This window comes from Psychrobacter sp. NG25 (genome assembly GCF_015234355.1).
Lineage (GTDB): Bacteria > Pseudomonadota > Gammaproteobacteria > Pseudomonadales > Moraxellaceae > Psychrobacter.
The window spans coordinates 146,233-164,864 of the sequence record NZ_JADGMV010000007.1; the positions used below are offsets into that span (position 1 = coordinate 146,233).

Sequence of the window (18,632 nt, forward strand, 5' to 3'; positions counted from 1 at the left end):
AGCTGACTAATATCTCGATATTATCTGCGCTATTTTCCTTGTTTGACTGCGATTTATCTCATTTTTATCACCATTTTTAAAATGAGGACACGCCCTAGTCATCTAAAAGCTTATCGAGAAATATAAAAAAACACGATTGCGGTCGTGTTTTTTTTGGTCTGTGATTAGTGCATGCTACGCAATGTTACCTATTAATGGGTTGAGACTGGTATTATGGGCAGGTTTAATTTTTAGATACGGTATGGAATATTATACGGTCAGTTTCAGCTTGGTTTTTACCTGAATGCTGACGCTTAAAATTTTGAAAAATATGGTTTTGGATACCTGCTATGCGTCTGTCTACTGTTGATTTGCAAAAACGCCTGAACCCCGAGAAACCAAAGGGCTTACCTCTAGCATTGACCGTGCTAATTGCCTTGCTGGCAGGTGCGGTGTTTATCTTTGCACTCGCGCCCTATGGTGTGTGGCCTGTAGCATTGGTGTCGCCTGCTATTTTATATGCACTATTGATGCCTGATATGAGTGGTAAGCGTGCTTTTCTTATCGGTCAAGCTTATGGCACAGGGTTATGGTGTGTTGGGGCATTTTGGCTTTACACTTCTATTCATACGTATGGTGCCATTCCAGTATGGCTTGCGCTACTGATGATTGCCATTATGGGGCTAGGCATGGGCTTGTTCCATGGATTTTTAGCACTGGTTTTCAATCGAGTGGTCGGCCGTCAGCCGTTGTCCTTTGCCGCGCTTTGGATACTACAAGAGTGGATGAAGACGTGGTTGCTCACTGGATTTCCGTGGCTGTTCGTTGGCTATGCCTTTACAGATCAAGCTTGGCTGTCATCGCTCGCACCAGTCGCTGGGGTGTTTGCTATCTCGTTCGTTGCTGTATTATTGGCAGCCAGCTTGGTCGAGCTGTTGCGTCGCCGTGGCGGTTATATGATTCCTTCGATCGCTCTGTTAGTGATTAGCAGCGCGTTATGGCTGATAAATCCACAATGGACCAAGCCAAAAGGTACGCCTGATCTATCGGTATCGTTGATTCAAGGTAATATCCCTCAAGACCTAAAATGGTTGAATGAATATCAACTTGAAACCCTTAACATCTATGCAATGTTAACGAGCACAGAGTGGGGAAGTGATCTTGTGTTATGGCCTGAATCATCGATTCCCATGTCTCAGATAGCCGCGGCTGATTTTATTAATGAGATGGCAAAACTGGCCAATGAGACTGATACGACATGGGTAACTGGTATACCGTATGTAGACCAAGCTGCTTATGATGCCAGCACCGATAAATATGCACCTTTTTATAATAGTGTGATGGCTTTAGGTGCACAGGGAGAAGGGTTGTATAAAAAACAGCGCTTGGTACCATTTGGTGAGTACATTCCATTCCAAGGGTTACTAGATGTGTTACCTGACTTGGCTGGTAGTAAAGACATCATGAGCTATAGCCGTGGCAATGACGAGCAGTCACCACTGCGTGTACGTGGTCATAACTTAGGTACGGCAATCTGTTATGAAGTGGCCTATCCTGATACCACCCGTAGGAATGCAGTCGGTACGGACTTTTTATTGACGATCTCAAACGATGCATGGTTTGGCAAGTCGGCAGGTCCATTGCAACATTTACAGATGGTACAGATGCGTGCATTAGAGAATGGTCGTTGGTTTATGCGTGCGACCAACACAGGCGTCACGGCTATTATCGATCACAAAGGCCATATCGTTGAGCGTGCGCCGCAGTTTGAGCGCACCGTATTACGAGGCAATGTCCAAGCGCGAGTTGGTAGTACGCCTTATATGCGCTTCGGTAATTATCCTATTTTGTTCATTATGGCGCTGCTATTGCTATTAAGCTATTTTGGCAAGCGTGGGGTTGCTCAACTGCGTTTGGGCGCGTCACGCAAATAAGAGATGGTGCTCGACTATAAAAGAGACTGGCAAAATTTGTCGATAATAAATCCTTTAAATACTTAAGGGTTTTAACAAATCGGTACAAATTGCGATATAATAGGCCAATATTTCAAATATTTTGTGCAAGGTGGATCAGGTATGTCAGAAGGTATCGTCAATAACAATCCAAAAAAAGAGCTGTTATACACTTTAGGTGGCATTGCCTTGTTTTTAGGTATTGTCTTACTTATTGGTGTTTCTGGATTTTTACGTCCAGCAGGACAGCACATTACTGTTCAGACTGCTGAAGAATTAGCCGCTGCTGCGCCAGCTGATGAAACAGCACCAGCAGAAACTGACACTGCAGCAGATGCAACTGTCACGCCAGCCACAGATGCTGGAGATTCTACTGCTGAAGGTTCTACTGACAGCGCAGTAGTGACTGCCGAAGCAGGTACCGCGACTGCCTCTGGCACCGTAAGCCAAACTGCTGTGGCTGATGCTGACTTGACCGCAGAGCAAGCGGACGGTGATTTGGAAGCTGGCGACGCAGCTGATGATACGGCAGCGGCACAGTAGTCTGTAGCATGGTCATTTTGACCTAATAGTGCTACTTAGCTATCAAGTGATAGGTATTCAAGTAACAGATATTCAAGTGACAGCATTATGAAGTCTTTATCAACAGTGCTATAAGTATAATAGTAGTGTCTTCGAGACCCATAAAAAAAGCCCGTTCTCAACTATTGAGAACGGGCTTTTTTTATGGGTAATTGTGTAATTTTTAACCAATTTTTTCTTTACTTGAATATAACCAAGTGCAACAATACTTCGCCTATATGACCGCTCATCGCAATAAATAGGGGCTTGGTCATTACCAATATGATCTTTAAAGGAATAAAGTTATGGGCACAGAAACACGATCGGGGGCTCATGCTGCTGAATTAGACGCACTAGATACTGGCTTTATGGGGCATCCAACGCCGCTACGGCCATTGTTTTTCACTGAGATGTGGGAGCGGTTTTCTTATTATAGTATTCGCCCGCTACTGGTCTTATTTATGGTGGCGACGGTAGGTAGTGGTGGTTTTGGTTTTGATGAAGTCACCGCTTCTGCTATCTACGGTATTTTCGCGGGTTCGTTGTACTTGGCTGCTGTACCTGGGGGCTGGCTAGCGGATAACTGGCTAGGTCAGGAGAGAGCACTGTGGTGGGGCAGTATTATTATTGCCCTTGGTCATTTGTGTATTGCACTCTCCTCTATGTTTGGCATGACACTGTTCTTTGTCGGTTTAATCTGTATCGTCTTGGGCTCAGGATTATTTAAGACCTGTATCTCAGTGATGGTGGGGGCTTTATACCCTAAAGGTGACTCTCGCCGTGATGGCGGTTTTACCTTGTTCTATATGGGTATTAACATCGGCGCGCTATTGGCGGCACTGATCGTTGGTGTCTTCAAAGAAAAAGGCATGTGGCATGTCGGCTTTGGCGTCGGTGGTTTAGGGATGCTCGTGTCCTTGCTCATATATCGTTTCGTCGCGCAAAAGAACTTGACGCGTTATGCACGAGCTAAAGGTATCACTGCCGAGTGGGAAAAATCTAATGATCAATACAAAAATGTCGGTCGCTGGGTTGGTGGTTTTTTAGCGTTATTAGTAGCCGTAGTGCTATTGATTTCTACAGGAATGATATCGTTCAATCCTGAGATGGTCGCAGAGTATATGACTTATATCATTGCTGCGGTGGTCATCCTGTACTTTGCTATTATGTTCATTTCACCTAAGCTAGATAAGACTGATAAGCTGCGTTTGTTGATTTGCTTTATCTTAATTATTGGTTCGACGCTGTTTTGGTCGAGCTTTGAGCAGCAGCCGACGTCTTTTAACTTGTTTGCTGATCGTTATACTGATCTGAATGTATTAGGGTTTGAAGTACCTAGCATTTGGTTCCAGTCATTGAACCCACTATTTATTTTAATATTGGCACCTATCATCAGTATCATCTGGGTCAAGCTTGGTAATAGAGGTCTTGAGCCTAGCAGTATGGCCAAGTTCGCACTGGGTATGCTGCTCGCAGCGGCAGGTTTTGCCTTAATGATTTTTGCTTCAAAAAGCATCTTAGCGCCTGGTGCTGGCTTGGCATCGCCACTATGGTTGGTAGGTAGTTTATTATTATTGACGCTAGGTGAGTTAGCATTAAGCCCAGTGGGTTTGTCTGCGATGACGAAGCTGGCGCCAGAAGGCATGCAAGGTCAAATGATGGGCCTATTCTTTGCTTCTATTGCCATGGGTAACTTGGTTGCGGCCTTCTTTGGTGGTCATGTATCTGCTGACAAAATCGAAGGGTTGCCAGGTCTATTTACAACCATGACAATATTTTTGGTGGTTACCGCGATATTCTTGCTGATATTAGCAAAACCTATCAATAAAATGCTTAAAGATAGTGAGCGTGAGAAACAGCTAGCCAAACAATAAGGTATAGTCTACCCACTATAAAACCGCTACAGCGTCAACCTCGCTAACCATACGAATGTATAGCTTGCACTCGGTTTTCTTGTATCGATATTATTTTGGATTAACTATAGGCTGATATACATTTGTGAATAACAACAGTACAAGTGACGTATGATGAGACGTGTTACCATAATTGGTAGCACGTTTTATTGTTTTAATTGGAGAGGTATTTCTCTTGCGCCATTGAAACCCTGTTATCTGCCCAAACATCTAATGGTGTGCTGTTGTGATACGATTCTGCTTTAGCCATAGGTAGCTTCCTGTATCTGGCTATTGGCAAACCTTTAACTCTTAAACGATTGAATGTAACTGACTCTAATTCTAATAATAATCGGTCAATGAATGCTTAAAATGGTTCCACTCGAATAAGACGATTATCCATAGTCGCCGCACAGTAATAACTTTCTAAATCTAATTTCTCCAAAATTAATTGCTCTACCTCTAATAAGGACACCTTTAATGAATAAACAAACCATCCATGATCGTATCGATAGTCTGCGTCAGACAATCGCGGCACAAGACCTGACGGCGATTATCGTCCCGTCTGCTGATCCACATTTATCTGAGTACTTGCCTGAATATTGGCAAGCACGCTTATGGCTGTCAGGATTCACAGGTTCGGTCGGTACGCTTGTCGTGACTGCTGACTTTGCTGGTCTGTGGACAGACAGTCGTTATTGGGTACACGCTGCGGATCAGTTAGAAGGCACAGGTATTACTTTAGAGAAGCTTGCGCCAGGTCAGCCGAATCATATTGATTGGCTAGCTGAGCATTTACAAGAAGGTGATAGTGTCGCAGTCGATGGCAATGTGTTGTCTATCGCTGAGCAGGATCGATTGTTGAATGCATTTGATGCCAATGACATTACTTTAATTACTGAGCGTGACGTGTTGACAGAGATATGGTCAGATCGTCCGGCACTACCAGCCGCTAATTTGTATCAACATGATGAACAATTTCTTGCTCAGTCTGCCACCTCAAAACTTGCCGCTGTGCGTGCAGGTATGGCAGAGGCAGGAGCGACGCATCATTTACTCTCAAGTTTAGATGACATCGCATGGTTGACCAACTTACGCGGTGCTGACGTTGATTACAACCCTGTGTTTTTGTCACACATGCTCATCAGTGAAAATGACGCGACGTTGTTTATCGATAGCAATAAAGTCAGTGCTGATATCGCCACAGCCCTAAAAGATAGCGGTATCACGATTGCTGATTATGATGCCGTACAAGAGGCATTGAGCGCCTTGACGCCAGAAGACTTATTGTTATTAGATCCAAGTAAGGTTGCAGTCGGTACGCTATCGAAGATGGCAGACGGTATCGGCTTTATTGAGCAAATGGCGCCAAGTACGTTACTCAAATCTGTTAAAGCTGATGCTGATATCGATCATGTGCGTGAAGCCATGCGTCAAGACGGTGCTGCCTTAGCTGAATTTTTTGCGACATTTGAGCAGCGCCTAGCAAACGGTGAGCGTTTAAGTGAGTTAGACGTGGATAGCATGCTAATCGATGTACGTAGTCAGCAGCTACACTATGTATCGCCAAGCTTTCCAACGATTGCAGGTTTTAATGAAAACGGTGCGTTGCCACATTACCGCGCAACACCAGAAAAATTCAGCTACCTTGATGTGGCCGAGGGCGAGGGTGGATTACTACTGATTGATTCAGGCGCGCAATACCAAAACGGAACGACTGATATTACTCGCGTGGTCGGTATCGGACAAGTCAATTCTGAGCATAAGCGTGACTTTACCACAGTGCTAAAAGCTCATATTGCATTAGCAAAAGCACATTTTCCTGACGGTATCGCTTCACCTTTAATCGATGCTATCTGCCGTGCACCTCTATGGCAGGCACAGATGGACTATGGTCATGGTACCGGTCATGGGGTTGGTTACTTCTTAAACGTTCATGAAGGTCCACAAGTCATTGCCTATAGTGCCAGTACGCCAAAAGAGCGTGCGATGAAAGAAGGTATGATCTCAAGTAATGAGCCAGGTCTATACCGTGAAGGAAAGTGGGGCATTCGCATAGAAAATCTAATGGTTAATACGCGTGTGGCAAGCCCTACCGAGACAGAGTTTGGTGAATTCTTAAACTTTGAAACCGTTACTTACTGTCCGATTGATACTCGTTTGATTGAGCCGTCATTGTTAAATCAAGTAGAGATTGACTGGCTCAACGATTATCACAGCCAAGTTTATGCAGAGCTAAAAGACCGTGTCGACGGCGCAGCACTTGAGTGGCTAACTGAGCGTACGCAGGCTATTTAAAGTAAAGGCCTATATCTGCGAATCTAAAATAGAAAAAGCCCTGTAAATTACTTACAGGGCTTTTTCTATTGGAACACAGCATTTAGCTTCGTTATGATTCTTTATTGGTCTGTGATTTATTTTGCTCGCTCAGATTTTGGATGACTTCAGCATGTAGCCAAGACTTTAAGTTTTCAGACATCAGCATCATTTGCTCACTGAGGTAATCATCAATCTGCATCTCAAGCTCACGAATCAGTTCTTGATGCGTGGCACTCAGTTTGGCGTCTTTTAATGCCAACTTGATGGCAGTACTGGCTTTATCGTTAACGGCTTTAATAGCGCTATCATTTTTAACGCTGCTATCATTACCAACCGTATTGTCTTCAACAGCGTTCGCATGTTCGCTGATGGTTTTATGGCTCACCATATGATTTTCAGTAGCCACACTTTGGGTATTATTTTTTTCAGAGTTATCAGTAATGCTATTATTATCTGCTTTGTCTGCAGTTTTCATCTCAATCGCTACTGGCTTGTCATCATTGCGCTTATCAGCGGCTAACGTTGTATTCTTTTCTTGTTCTTTTTGTGCGTACTCTGCTTCTTCACGCAGCTTGGCCTCTTCTTTCAACTTAGCTTCTTCTTTGAGCTTGGCATCCTCTGCCGCTTTTATTTTCTGTGCTTCTTCAATACGTTGTTGTTCAGCAGCTGCACGCGCTTGCTCTTGTTTATCGGCAATGGCCTTCGCAATCGCTTGCTCGGCTTCGTGGTTTTCGTAGAGCTCATCGATATGAGCATCTAAATCATGGGTTTGAAATTCAAAGCTCTCAAAAGGTGTATCGCTTTGCAATAAAGTAGTGATGTCTTTTAGCTCTTGAGTAATAGCTGCGCGGATGGGTTCAGGCGCACACGTCCAGCGTTGGTAAAACTGATGGGAAAATGAGTAGCTTGACATGGTATCTTCCATAAATGTTCCAAAAATTACCCCTTATCATACGCAAGTATAATAAGGGGCTGCAAGTGGACAAACGTAGTCAGTCTGACGGTATCGTTACATTTTCGCTCTTAAGACATTATGATCGACTGCTTTTATGACCATTTTGCAAAAATCAACGAACCGTTAGTGCCACCAAAGCCAAAGCTATTAGATACCGCATATTGCAAGTTGTCGACTTTACGTGATTGGTTGGCCACATAGTCGAGGTTGCAATTGTCTTCGAGATTATCCAAGTTAATGGTAGGTGGTACATGCTGATGCTGAAGCGCCATAACAGTGAAAATAGCTTCAATACCGCCCGCAGCGCCAAGCAAATGGCCTGTCATAGACTTGGTTGAGCTGACCAATATGGTGTTTTTAACTGCTGAAAAAACGGTTTCGATAGCCAGTGATTCGGCGACATCGCCAGCGGGTGTGCTGGTACCATGTGCATTGACATAACCCACGCAAGACGCCTCGATACCCGCATCATGAATTGCATTTTGCATGGCACGTGCAGCACCGCTACCGTCTTCTGGTGGCGAGGTAATGTGGCTGGCGTCATCACTCATGCCAAACCCAACCAGTTCTGCCAATATCGTCGCACCACGTGCTTTAGCATGAGCAAGGCTTTCTAATACCATTACACCAGCACCATCACCAAGTACAAAACCATCACGGTCTTTATCAAAAGGACGAGAGGCTTTGGTTGGTTCATCATTGCGTGTTGATAATGCATGCATCGCGGCAAAACCAGACATACCTAAAGGACTTGAGCCTTTTTCACTACCACCTGCCAGCATGACATCGGCATCACCATGTGCAATCAATCGCGCTGCTAAACCAATGGCGTGCGTTGAGGTCGTACAGGCTGTTGATGTGGCAAGGTTAGGGCCTTTTAGCTTATGTTTGATGGCCACCAGACCGGCTGCCATATTTACAATAGAGCCAGGAATAATAAAAGGCGATACTTTTTTTGGCCCATGAGCATTGAGGGTCGCACAGCTGTTTTCGATGGTTTGAATACCGCCAATACCTGATCCAATAATCACGCCAAAACGTTCTTGGTCGACATTTTTAACGGGCGCATCAGCGGCACCAATCTCATCGATGAAGCCAGCATCATGTAAGGCCATGGTAGTTGCGCCGATGGCATAATGCATAAACTCATCATAGCGGCGCGCATCTTTTGCATTCATATATTGCTTGGCATCGAAGTCTTTGACTACACCAGCAATTTGAGCGCGGTATTCTGTGGCATCAAAATGAGTGATAGGTGCGATACCACTTACGCCATCCAGCAGGTTTGCCCATGTACTCTCAAGATCTAGACCCAGTGGTGTGATGGCTCCCATACCGGTAACGACCACTCGAGTGTCATCGTCGCGCTCATAATGAGGCTTTTTTGGACGGCGCTTTGTGCCAGTCGTCGTCGGTGATGTGGCTGTATTGATGTCTTGGCTCATGCTATATGTCCTGTACTTGCGTTCCTAAAAGGATGGTTTTTTCTGATATTATTTGATTGCGCTGTCGTCATATCGTTTGTTACTGTCGCGTTATACTCTTTATAGCGTCATACATGCATTTTTACAACCATTATAAAACACTTAAGTGTACATATGTAAACTTAAGTGTAGTGTACTTGCGAAGCCTAACGAGTGTAGCAAAGGCTATCTGTTATTTTAGCTACCTGCTGTTCTAGGTATCTATTGCTTTAATAGTATAACGGTATTGCTGATGACTGCCTATACTTTGACTATGCAGTTTATCCACGATAATGCCGTTATTATCTAAGGTAAAGACCTTGTATTGTTGCCTCGCTAAATATACTCATGTATCACTTATACTGGATTTATTTATATCAATGTACCGAGGATATCAATATATCCATGATTTATGGTACAGGCGATAGCAACACGTGCTAGTGAGACCAGTAGTATGGTAATCAGTGCTACTAAGCGAAGCACACCTGCCCCAACACCACGTTTTTACTCGCGCCTGTCACTGCTGGCAAATTACCTGTTTCACCCATCAACGTCTGTCTCGCTAGCCATGCAAAAGCAACGGCTTCTACCCATGTTGGATTCAGTCCTAAGCTCGCAGTCGTTTCTACTGTGCAATGAGGGAGATGTGCCTGCAAGCGCGTCATTAAATAGCTATTCAATGCGCCACCACCGCAGACGTACACCGAAGTGTTTTTATCAACGTCGGTAAATTGGTTGATTTGCGCACTCGCACTGATGGCTGTTAGCTCGGTGAGTGTGGCCTGTACATCCGCTGACGAATAACGAATGACCGCAGAGGCCTGTTCGAATTTTTGTAGCTCGTCTTGCAGCCATGCTAAGTTAAAGTCTTCACGGCCAGTACTCTTGGGATAAGGTTTTGCAAAAAACGGATGTTCCAACAGCTGATTGAGTAACGGCTCAATGACTTGGCCAGACTGCGCCCATGCACCACCAGCATCATAATCTTTATCCGTATGCAACGCTGTCCATGCATCCAATAGTAAATTGGCAGGGCCAGTGTCGTAACCTACAACGGCATTATCTACAACATTACCTATGACATTGTCTGGTTGATTTGATGAGTTAGTAGAAGCTGCTGGCAAGACAGTGATATTAGCAATGCCGCCCAAGTTCAATAACACGCGAGTACTGTCAGGCTTGGCAAACAGTGCTTGATGAAAGGCTGGAACCAGCGGAGCACCTTGACCACCAACGGCCATATCACGGCGTCGAAAATCGCTAACCACACTGATACCTGTACGCTCAGCGATGATATTGGCATCGAGCAACTGCAAGCTAAATCCCATCCGCGGACGATGGCGCACAGTCTGTCCATGACAGCCAATGGCTAGCACTAACTCTACATCGGTATCGGCTTGTTTTAATAACGTATTGACCACTTCACTTGCAAACTCACCATACTCGCGGCTCGCCCAGCCGAACCAGTCCAGCTCGCTGTTTGGTTCATCAGCCGTGGGTGTCAATGTCTGAACACCGTTGGGCTGACATAATGCTAAAAGCACTTCACGCAGTCGCGGTGGGAAGTCTTGGCTATAAGAGGCTAACAAACGCATGGGCTGCTGAGCCTCATCTCCATTACCAGTATCTGTACCGAATTGACAAAGAACGGCATCCATACCGTCCAAACTGGTGCCCGACATCATGCCGATATATAAGCCATCATCGAAGTTTTCAAACACTGTTTGCTCGAGTGCCTCAGTAAGTGTGGCATAATTTAAATCGTCAATATTTTCCAAGCTATTATCCAAATCACTGTCCATCTCTAAATCTGGATGAGTATTGTGTTGAGTATCAGCAATCGATGCGGGGTTGGTCATGGCAATTTACCTTAAAAAACGCTAGTATATCCGTCAAATTCTAACATCTTTTGCGGGCTACGAGACCTTAATACCATTCCCAAAATCAGAGCAGCACGGAAAACGAGTGTAAGTCCTGCATTTATTACGCTACACGAGTTTGCCACCGCTCATCGTATTTTTTGGTTTGGTATGATTTAGTATAAATAGCCCAAACGTTTAACCCTTAATAAAGACAATAAAGAGATCATCATGACCACGCAAACGTACACCCTAGAAGAACAACTTGCGCTTATCCAGCGCGGAACACAAGAAATCCTATCTGAAGAGGATTTAGTGGCGAAGCTTAAGCTAAACCGTCCATTGCGTATCAAGGCAGGCTTTGATCCTACCGCACCTGACCTGCATTTAGGTCATACCGTGCTGATTAATAAACTCAAGCACTTTCAAGACTTGGGTCATGAGATTTATTTTCTAATCGGTGATTATACGGCCAAGATTGGTGATCCTTCTGGCAAAAACAGCACACGTCCGCCATTGACTGATGAGCAAATCAAAGCCAATGCCACAACCTATGCTGAGCAAGTATTTAAAATTTTGGACAAAGAAAAAACTCGCGTGGTCTTTAACTCTGAGTGGTTCAACGACATGAGCGCCGCTGATATGATTCAGCTTGCTAGTCAGCAAACGGTTTCGCGTATGCTTGAGCGTGATGATTTTTCTAAGCGCTATGCCTCACAGACCCCAATCTCTATCCATGAGTTTTTGTATCCGCTCGTGCAAGGCTATGATTCTATCGCGCTAAAAGCCGATGTTGAGCTTGGTGGTACCGATCAAACCTTTAACCTATTGATGGGACGCACGTTGCAAGGCCGTTATGGTCAAGAGCAACAAGTATGTATCACCGTACCAATTTTGGAAGGGTTAGACGGCGTTAATAAAATGTCTAAGTCTTTAAATAACTACGTTGCTATTTATGATGCACCGGGCACCATGTATCAAAAAATCTTATCTATGCCAGATACGTTAATTCGCCGCTACTTTGAATTTTTAAGCTTTAAACCGATGGACGAAGTCGAAGGTTTATTGGCAGAAATGGAAAACGGTCGTAACCCACAAGAAATCAAACGTATCTTGGCTGAAGAGTTGATCGAGCGTTTCCATGATGCCGATGCGGCTGCCAATGCACATAAATCAGCTGGTAACGTCTTAGCTGATGGCGAATTGCCAATCGATTTACCAGAAGTGACGTTAGATCTAGAAGGTCAGGATGCACTATTTATCACTCAAGTACTGAACCAATCTGGGCTTGCGAAAAACAGTTCATCTGCCAAAGACATGGTAAAACGCGGCGCGGTAAAAGTAGATGGCGAAGTAGTAGACGGTGGCTTTAGCTTAACTTCTGGGCAAACCGTGGTTATCCAAGCAGGCAAAAAAGCCTATGCGAAAGTAACGGTTGCCTAAGTGTCTATTGTCTAAGTGACTATTGCCTAAACTGAGAGTGGCTTGAGGAAAAAGAAATGCTAGATTTACCGACATTATCCAGTAATGGTATTACCCTTAAGCCATTGATGCTTAGTCATGCAACTGACTTAATGGAGGCTTGCCAAGATGGTGAGCTATGGAACATAAACGAGACGTCGGTACCTGAGCCGGACAAGGTTATTGGCTATATCAATACCGCAGATTCAATGCCTGATAGACAAGCATTTGTCGTTATTGATGAATCAAACGGTAAAGCGATTGGTACAACGAGCTTTCATGATATTTTACCTATCAGCAAACGCTTAGAGATTGGCTATACTTGGTATGCTAAATCGTATTGGCGAACGCATGTTAATACGACTTGCAAGCTCATGCTGCTAACTTATATATTTGAAACCTTACAGTATCAAACCGTAGGCTGGCGTACAGATATTGACAATCATCGCTCACAACAAGCCATTGAGCGCTTAGGTGCTAAAAAAGATGGCGTGATTCGAGGCAATCGTGTACGCCGTGATGCCATCATTTCAGATACAGTCATGTATAGTATGGTCAGTTCTGAATGGTCACAGATAAAGCCCAATCTAGCAGGGAAATTACAAAGCGTTTATTAATCCTTAAACTATCAATATGAATGAGCTGTTTATGTCCCAACAAAATCAAGCCACTGTCGCCCAAGGCATCTACCGCCATTACAAAGGCAGCCTTTACCAAGTTTTGCATACCGCGCAGCATTCAGAAACCGAAGAATTGCTAGTGGTTTATCGTTGCCTATACGGTGAATATGGCGTGTGGGTTCGTCCTTTAACGATGTTTACTGAAACCGTCATGGTAGATGGTAAGCAAGTGCCACGGTTTGAATTAATCAAAGACTTAAACGATTAGTTTCAGTTTTCTGCGAACACATCTCACAGCTGACTCAACAAAAAAGCGACTTTCAAAGTCGCTTTTTTATGTCTACTTAGACCAATATCTTAAGGGTTAATGATGCAAAAACTGCTTTAACACCTGATAAAAAGCCACAGGCGCATCCATTGGCACCGCATGACCAGATTTTGGTAATATGGTTGCAGTGGCGTTGGGCAGTAACTCAAGCAACTGTTGTTGCCGTTTTGGATCATACAACTGTGAGCGTCCACCAATTAACAAGGTGGTTGGAATCACTACCGTTGGCAACACATCACGATAATCGTAGGGCAGTGCAACATAGGCAGATAGACAGCGTAGTTTATGTTGCCATGTCGCATGCTCCATTAATGAGATTTTATGCGGTGCTTGATAGCTCAAGGTTCTCGTCAATATCTGTGAAGGCTTGGTGCTGACAGAAAGCAGTGAAAACGAGCGCTCTATATCTAATAAGTTTGCTTTTAATCGATAGGGCAGATGACGAAAATCATTAACATGCATATATGGCTCAGCATTAGAAATTAACTGCGTGAACTGAGCAAATAATTCTGTTTGACGTGTGCCAAAGACGCCGCCATCCTGCCAGTCGGGCTGATTATGAATGAGAGGTGCTTGGTCAATATTCAGATAGCGACTGACTCTGTCATAACCAAAACGCTTAAAGTACGCCCACATGACCAATGCGCCCATCGATATCGCAGCAATAGGTAAGGCGTCTACGGTTGTTTTCTGACGAATATGTTGTACCACTTGCTGTGTGTCTTCTGCATATTGTTCAATAAAATCAAACGTTGGTAACGTCAAATCACTGGCCAAACCAAAACCACGAAAATGTGGCAAATAAAAGCAGTATTGTCGGGTCAGGGACAGTATAAACGGCAGAAACTGTCGCGCGTCCATACCAAAAGCATGCAATAGTATTACGGGTTGACCTTTGCCAATCACAGACATCGGTATCAGCGTGCCGTCAGTCGCTGTCACATGAGTGGTCTGTAATTGGTATTGCTCAGGTATTTTGAATGCCATTTTAAATGTCGCTTTGAACATATGGGATTTATATGGATTTGATTATACTACTGCCAGAGTTTGGCGTAGTGGGCATCGCTGATATTAGCAATGTCTAATGTTGCTAACATCTCACGTAGGGCGGTCCAACGTTCGGCATCTGGTTGGATAGGTGCTATCAAGCGTTTTAAAGTGTCGTTGATAATGTCGTCCATCAATGCCGATGGTGTTTTACCTGTATAGGCGTAATAAATTGTGCGTGCTTGTTCGGGATTGTCGATACACAACTGCGCCATTGCTGTACTGACGGATACAAACTGTGTCAACGCTTCTGACTTTTCTTCCCAAATACTGTGGGTGGTCATCAGCTCCAATGCTGAAAAGTTGGGATATGGTGATAAGTGCTGATCAATAAAGGTATAGTCAATCCCCGTATGATTGGCCTCAATACCTTCAAAGTTATAAAAGCATAACCATGCGCCATCAAATTCGCCTGCTTCATCACCCTTTTGTAGGTTTTCTAAGTGCTGAAAGTCAGTCTCTACAAAACTGACATTAGCGGCATCTAACACAAAACCATTTTTCTTGGCATAACGGCTTAAAATCTCAAAGCCAATTTTATTGGTAATAGGGTTGGCTGCTGGTGTTGTGATACGAATCGGTTGGTTCTGATGCAGTTTATCAAGGCTACTTTGCTTGATAAGCACGCCACCATCCGTCACAAAAAAACAGCCCAATGCTTTTAAATCTTCAAAATAATGCTCGAATAAGTGAATCGGTTCGTTCACGTGTAAATCAATATTGCCTGCTTCTAATTCTGCAAAACCATCGTAATGTTCAGTTGGTTCTATCATTTTGATATCAAGCCCTGCCTCAGAATAGGCACCAGTATTAATGCCCGCAATAAAAGGCAGGTGATCTGGATTTAAAAACCATTCTAGTGTCAGAGTGAGCGGCGTATTAGCCATAAAATGTCCTTATAGTTTAATAAATAACAGTATTGATGAGCGATGGTTTTGATGGTTTAGCCTCTCGGTGTCTGAGAGTGTCAAAGAGTGTCAAAGAATAAGAGAGCTGACCATAGCATAAAATAAAAGTCGTTATGACAGTTAATACTCGACCATCCTACGTCTATAGTAGTGATAAAACTCATAATGATAAAGCAGCAAAAAATTAGGCGGCAATACCGTATCTGTTATCGATAAAGTATTGCCGCCTAATGGTAAACCTACTATTTACTTGTGTTAACTAACCATCATTTTTTGCAATGGTTAAGCCATTATACGTTTGCGCAACTGGCATCACTTCTAAGCGGTTCACGTTGATATGTGCAGGCGACTCAATCAACCATAATAAAATATCGCCAACATCGTCACCAGTCATGGTTTTGAAGCCGTCATAAACCTTGGCAGCTTTGTCGTCATCGCCATGATAGCGCACATTTGAAAACTCAGTGCCCGCTACATTACCTGGCTCAAGATTGGTCACGCGTACTTGCGTGCCAAGTAAGTCAGCTCGCAAGTTTAGACTGAACTGTTTTACAAATGCTTTAGTCGCGCCATAGACGTTACCACCAAAGTACGGCCAGCTGCCTGCAATCGAGCCAACATTGATGATATAACCGCTATCACGAGCCACCATCGCTGGCAAGACCGCATGGGTCAGCGCCATCAACCCTTTGATATTGGTATCGGTCATGCGCATCCAGTCATCTAGATTGGACTCTTGTGCAGGTCCAGCGCCCAGCGCCAATCCTGCATTATTAACCAAGACATCGATTTGGTTAAAACCGTCAGGCAAGTCAGCAATGATTTGTGGAATAGAAGCTGTATCGCTCACATCCATGACCACAGGTAAAAATGCCTCGCCCAATTCTGTAGCCAAAGCTTGTAACTTATCGAGGCGTCTAGCACAGCCAATCACGCGATGGCCTTTTGCCACCAAACGCTCAGCCAATGCTTTACCAAAACCTGCGCTAGCGCCTGTAATCAATACGTTCATGTTATATCCTTATCATTGATACTGTATGCTTTTGTCATGACTATCTAAGATAACCGAATGCCTTGCTAAGATGACCGAATAACTTGGTTTAAAGGTTACTGATTTAGTTGCTTACCAAATATTTTATCACCAGCATCGCCAAGACCTGGAATGATATAGCCGTGCTCATCCAAATGGCTATCCAATGCGGCAGTATAAATAGTCACATCAGGATGTGCTTCGTTGACCACACGTACACCTTCAGGCGCAGCCACTAACACGAGTGCTTTAATATTAGTACAGCCGTTTTTCTTCAGCATATCAATAGTCGCAACCATAGAGCCGCCTGTTGCTAGCATCGGATCGATGATAAGTGCTGGGCGTTTGTCCATATGGCTGACGAATTTTTCAAAGAATGGCACTGGCTGCAGGGTTTCTTCGTCACGTTGCAAGCCTACGACAGAGATTTTTGCAGTAGGAATCAGATCGAGCACCCCGTCCAACATGCCGATGCCTGCACGTAAAATCGGTACAATCGTTGCTGTCTTACCGATGATTTGCTCACCAGTGATTTCGCCACACCATCCTGCCATTGGGAATGTTTCAATCTCGAAGTCACGGCTTGCTTCATACGCCATCAAGCGTGCAAGCTCTTTGGTTAACGTACGGAACTTATAAGTACTACAATCTTTTTCACGCATAAGGCTAAGCTTATGACGAACTAGTGGATGATCGATTACCGTAATTTTCAAACCGCTATTTAGGTCGCTCATAGAATCTCTCTTGATTTTGGGGCTGATGCTTGCGCAGTCACTGCGGTTGCTATTAGTATAAAAGATACAAACACTTACTTCACTTTAACTATATTTTTGGCACACAAATAGTAAGCTTAAGATATTAATAATAAAGCCAACTGAATACATTCAATGTTTATATAAAGGTCCTAACCTTAATTAATTTACAGTGCTTTTATTCATAACCTACATTTAGAGTCACAATAATTAAAGCCACAATTATTCGAATCAAACACCGCATCATTCTATATATTTAAGCCATTGACCTATTAAGCCGACTATATTTCACTATCGCAGCACTATAATAAGTGAAGTAAGGTTTAGGCCTGCTATGATACCAAAAAAACCGCTTTTCTGACGAAGAATCTTATGACTACATACCCATCTCATGCGCGTGAAAATACTAATAAGACCGATAGCAACTCAACATTATCTGAAACGCACGTCGCCGAAATAGAAACACATCCATTTCCGCCTGTTTTACCACCCAATGCCACTGTTATGATGATGGGAACGTTTCCACCCACTATCGATAAATGGGCCATGAGTTTTCACTATCCCAATTTTTATAATGATATGTGGCGGATATATGGTCGCGTGTTTTTTGATGATGCAGATTACTTCAGAGTAGGTGACGAAAAGCGCTTTGATCCTGAACGTATTCGCGCTTTTATGTTTGACCGAGGTATCGCTTCTTGTCCGACGGTAAAACAAGCCATTCGTGAGACGGGTAATGCGTCTGACAAGAATTTAACGGTAGTAACGCCTGTTGATTTAGATGATATCTTGCTACAAGTGCCAAAAGTTAAAACGTTATTTACCACAGGTGGTAAGGCAACTGAGGTACTACTGAATTTATTAAGCGAGCCACCTATTAAGTCCAAGTATCCTAAGACCAATCAAAGTATGGATTATCCTTATGAATGGCAAAGTACAGGTAACAAAGCTGATGTGAATAATCTAACCCTATATAGGTTGCCTTCAACTTCACGGGCATACCCTTTATCATTAGATAAAAAAGCCGCTGCCTATAAATCGTTCTTTGAAAAGATGGGTAAGTTATAAGCAGTTATATAGAAAAGAGTGGTATAGCAGTATTGGTATATTAGGGAGATTTCAATCATATATCATTGCTAAAGTAGAAGTGCTTTTCTAAAGAAGTAGGAAATCATAAGAGTTTCAACAGCAGTGTCTAAAATTTTGAGTAGCTAACTTTATCTCAACCCATTGAAAATAATCAGTTATTAAAAGGGTAGTAAAATTAGATAAAAAACCTTTGATTAGGGCATTGACACGGTGTGAGAACTCTATATAATACGCCCCTCAACAGGGAGAACTGGCAGTTAGGACGTGTATAATTACACTAAAATAACGTGGTTAACTCATTGAAACGAATTAAAAAAAGAAGTTGACAGACTATTAAAACATGATATGATAGTCAGCTCGCTAAATAGGATAAGCCACATTGGCTATGACTGTTTAGTTGAAATACTAACACTGGAC

General features: G+C 43.5%; 15 protein-coding genes. 8 read left to right on the forward strand and 7 right to left on the reverse strand.

Annotation, left to right across the window (positions count from 1 at the left end; genetic code table 11):
- The first annotated feature begins 329 nt into the window (after positions 1-329).
- The 4 genes from lnt to IPZ60_RS11750 all read left to right on the forward strand — a co-directional run bounded on the left by lnt (position 330) and on the right by IPZ60_RS11750 (position 6,682).
- Positions 330-1,913 (forward strand): apolipoprotein N-acyltransferase, encoded by a 1,584-nt coding sequence (gene lnt / locus IPZ60_RS11735; RefSeq protein WP_194197959.1) that lies wholly within the window; start codon positions 330-332, stop codon positions 1,911-1,913.
- A 141-nt stretch (positions 1,914-2,054) separates the two neighbouring features.
- On the forward strand, positions 2,055-2,474 hold the full coding sequence (locus IPZ60_RS11740) for a hypothetical protein (RefSeq protein WP_194197960.1): 420 nt from the start codon (positions 2,055-2,057) through the stop codon (positions 2,472-2,474).
- Positions 2,475-2,797: 323 nt separating this feature from the next.
- Complete coding sequence (locus IPZ60_RS11745; protein WP_194197961.1) at positions 2,798-4,366, forward strand: peptide MFS transporter; 1,569 nt, start codon at positions 2,798-2,800, stop codon at positions 4,364-4,366.
- Between the two features lie 498 nt (positions 4,367-4,864).
- A complete protein-coding gene (locus IPZ60_RS11750; RefSeq protein ID WP_194197962.1) occupies positions 4,865-6,682 on the forward strand; it encodes an aminopeptidase P family protein in 1,818 nt (605 codons plus the stop codon).
- Positions 6,683-6,773: 91 nt separating this feature from the next.
- On the opposite strand, the gene IPZ60_RS11755 is transcribed toward IPZ60_RS11750, so the two are convergent.
- The 3 genes from IPZ60_RS11755 to IPZ60_RS11765 all read right to left on the reverse strand — a co-directional run bounded on the left by IPZ60_RS11755 (position 6,774) and on the right by IPZ60_RS11765 (position 10,980).
- Entirely contained in the window at positions 6,774-7,628 is an 855-nt protein-coding gene (locus IPZ60_RS11755) for a hypothetical protein (protein ID WP_194197963.1), read from the reverse strand.
- A gap of 122 nt (positions 7,629-7,750) precedes the next feature.
- Positions 7,751-9,103 (reverse strand): beta-ketoacyl-ACP synthase II, encoded by a 1,353-nt coding sequence (gene fabF, locus IPZ60_RS11760; protein WP_194197964.1) that lies wholly within the window; start codon positions 9,101-9,103, stop codon positions 7,751-7,753.
- 488 nt (positions 9,104-9,591) lie between these two features.
- Positions 9,592-10,980, reverse strand: coding sequence for an anhydro-N-acetylmuramic acid kinase (locus tag IPZ60_RS11765; RefSeq protein ID WP_194197965.1), 1,389 nt, complete (start codon positions 10,978-10,980; stop codon positions 9,592-9,594).
- Between the two features lie 231 nt (positions 10,981-11,211).
- Here IPZ60_RS11765 and tyrS point away from each other — a divergent pair, with 231 nt between their 5' ends.
- The 3 genes from tyrS to IPZ60_RS11780 are packed head-to-tail and all read left to right on the forward strand — an operon-like array spanning position 11,212 to position 13,329.
- Complete coding sequence (tyrS, locus tag IPZ60_RS11770; protein WP_189586136.1) at positions 11,212-12,423, forward strand: tyrosine--tRNA ligase; 1,212 nt, start codon at positions 11,212-11,214, stop codon at positions 12,421-12,423.
- Between the two features lie 56 nt (positions 12,424-12,479).
- Positions 12,480-13,058, forward strand: coding sequence for a GNAT family N-acetyltransferase (locus IPZ60_RS11775; RefSeq protein ID WP_194197966.1), 579 nt, complete (start codon positions 12,480-12,482; stop codon positions 13,056-13,058).
- A gap of 31 nt (positions 13,059-13,089) precedes the next feature.
- On the forward strand, positions 13,090-13,329 hold the full coding sequence (locus IPZ60_RS11780) for a DUF1653 domain-containing protein (protein ID WP_194197967.1): 240 nt from the start codon (positions 13,090-13,092) through the stop codon (positions 13,327-13,329).
- Between the two features lie 96 nt (positions 13,330-13,425).
- Here IPZ60_RS11780 and IPZ60_RS11785 read toward each other — a convergent pair whose 3' ends face one another.
- From IPZ60_RS11785 to upp, 4 genes are all read right to left on the reverse strand, one after another.
- The gene (locus IPZ60_RS11785) at positions 13,426-14,376 is read right to left on the reverse strand and encodes an alpha/beta fold hydrolase (RefSeq protein ID WP_227669347.1); all 951 of its coding nucleotides are present in this window, start codon (positions 14,374-14,376) and stop codon (positions 13,426-13,428) included.
- A 47-nt stretch (positions 14,377-14,423) separates the two neighbouring features.
- Complete coding sequence (locus IPZ60_RS11790; protein ID WP_194197969.1) at positions 14,424-15,323, reverse strand: ABC transporter substrate-binding protein; 900 nt, start codon at positions 15,321-15,323, stop codon at positions 14,424-14,426.
- A gap of 280 nt (positions 15,324-15,603) precedes the next feature.
- Positions 15,604-16,356 (reverse strand): SDR family NAD(P)-dependent oxidoreductase, encoded by a 753-nt coding sequence (locus tag IPZ60_RS11795; RefSeq protein WP_194197970.1) that lies wholly within the window; start codon positions 16,354-16,356, stop codon positions 15,604-15,606.
- 95 nt (positions 16,357-16,451) lie between these two features.
- Positions 16,452-17,087, reverse strand: coding sequence for a uracil phosphoribosyltransferase (gene upp / locus IPZ60_RS11800; protein WP_201592543.1), 636 nt, complete (start codon positions 17,085-17,087; stop codon positions 16,452-16,454).
- Between the two features lie 543 nt (positions 17,088-17,630).
- On the opposite strand from upp, the gene IPZ60_RS11805 reads away from it, so the two are divergent.
- Positions 17,631-18,194 (forward strand): DNA glycosylase, encoded by a 564-nt coding sequence (locus IPZ60_RS11805; RefSeq protein ID WP_369074416.1) that lies wholly within the window; start codon positions 17,631-17,633, stop codon positions 18,192-18,194.
- Positions 18,195-18,632: the final 438 nt, after the last annotated feature.

Bases quoted from the DNA above. Each gene is read 5' to 3' on its own strand.
- lnt (WP_194197959.1), top strand. From the start codon at position 330: ATGCGTCTGTCTACTGTTGATTTGCAAAAACGCCTGAACCCCGAGAAA.
- IPZ60_RS11750 (WP_194197962.1), top strand. From the start codon at position 4,865: ATGAATAAACAAACCATCCATGATCGTATCGATAGTCTGCGTCAGACA.
- IPZ60_RS11775 (WP_194197966.1), top strand. From the start codon at position 12,480: ATGCTAGATTTACCGACATTATCCAGTAATGGTATTACCCTTAAGCCA.
- IPZ60_RS11795 (WP_194197970.1), bottom strand. From the start codon at position 16,356: ATGAACGTATTGATTACAGGCGCTAGCGCAGGTTTTGGTAAAGCATTG.
- tyrS (WP_189586136.1), top strand. From the start codon at position 11,212: ATGACCACGCAAACGTACACCCTAGAAGAACAACTTGCGCTTATCCAG.
- IPZ60_RS11745 (WP_194197961.1), top strand. From the start codon at position 2,798: ATGGGCACAGAAACACGATCGGGGGCTCATGCTGCTGAATTAGACGCA.
- IPZ60_RS11785 (WP_227669347.1), bottom strand. From the start codon at position 14,376: ATGGCATTCAAAATACCTGAGCAATACCAATTACAGACCACTCATGTG.
- IPZ60_RS11740 (WP_194197960.1), top strand. From the start codon at position 2,055: ATGTCAGAAGGTATCGTCAATAACAATCCAAAAAAAGAGCTGTTATAC.
- IPZ60_RS11790 (WP_194197969.1), bottom strand. From the start codon at position 15,323: ATGGCTAATACGCCGCTCACTCTGACACTAGAATGGTTTTTAAATCCA.
- fabF (WP_194197964.1), bottom strand. From the start codon at position 9,103: ATGAGCCAAGACATCAATACAGCCACATCACCGACGACGACTGGCACA.
- IPZ60_RS11765 (WP_194197965.1), bottom strand. From the start codon at position 10,980: ATGACCAACCCCGCATCGATTGCTGATACTCAACACAATACTCATCCA.
- IPZ60_RS11780 (WP_194197967.1), top strand. From the start codon at position 13,090: ATGTCCCAACAAAATCAAGCCACTGTCGCCCAAGGCATCTACCGCCAT.
- IPZ60_RS11805 (WP_369074416.1), top strand. From the start codon at position 17,631: ATGATGATGGGAACGTTTCCACCCACTATCGATAAATGGGCCATGAGT.
- IPZ60_RS11755 (WP_194197963.1), bottom strand. From the start codon at position 7,628: ATGGAAGATACCATGTCAAGCTACTCATTTTCCCATCAGTTTTACCAA.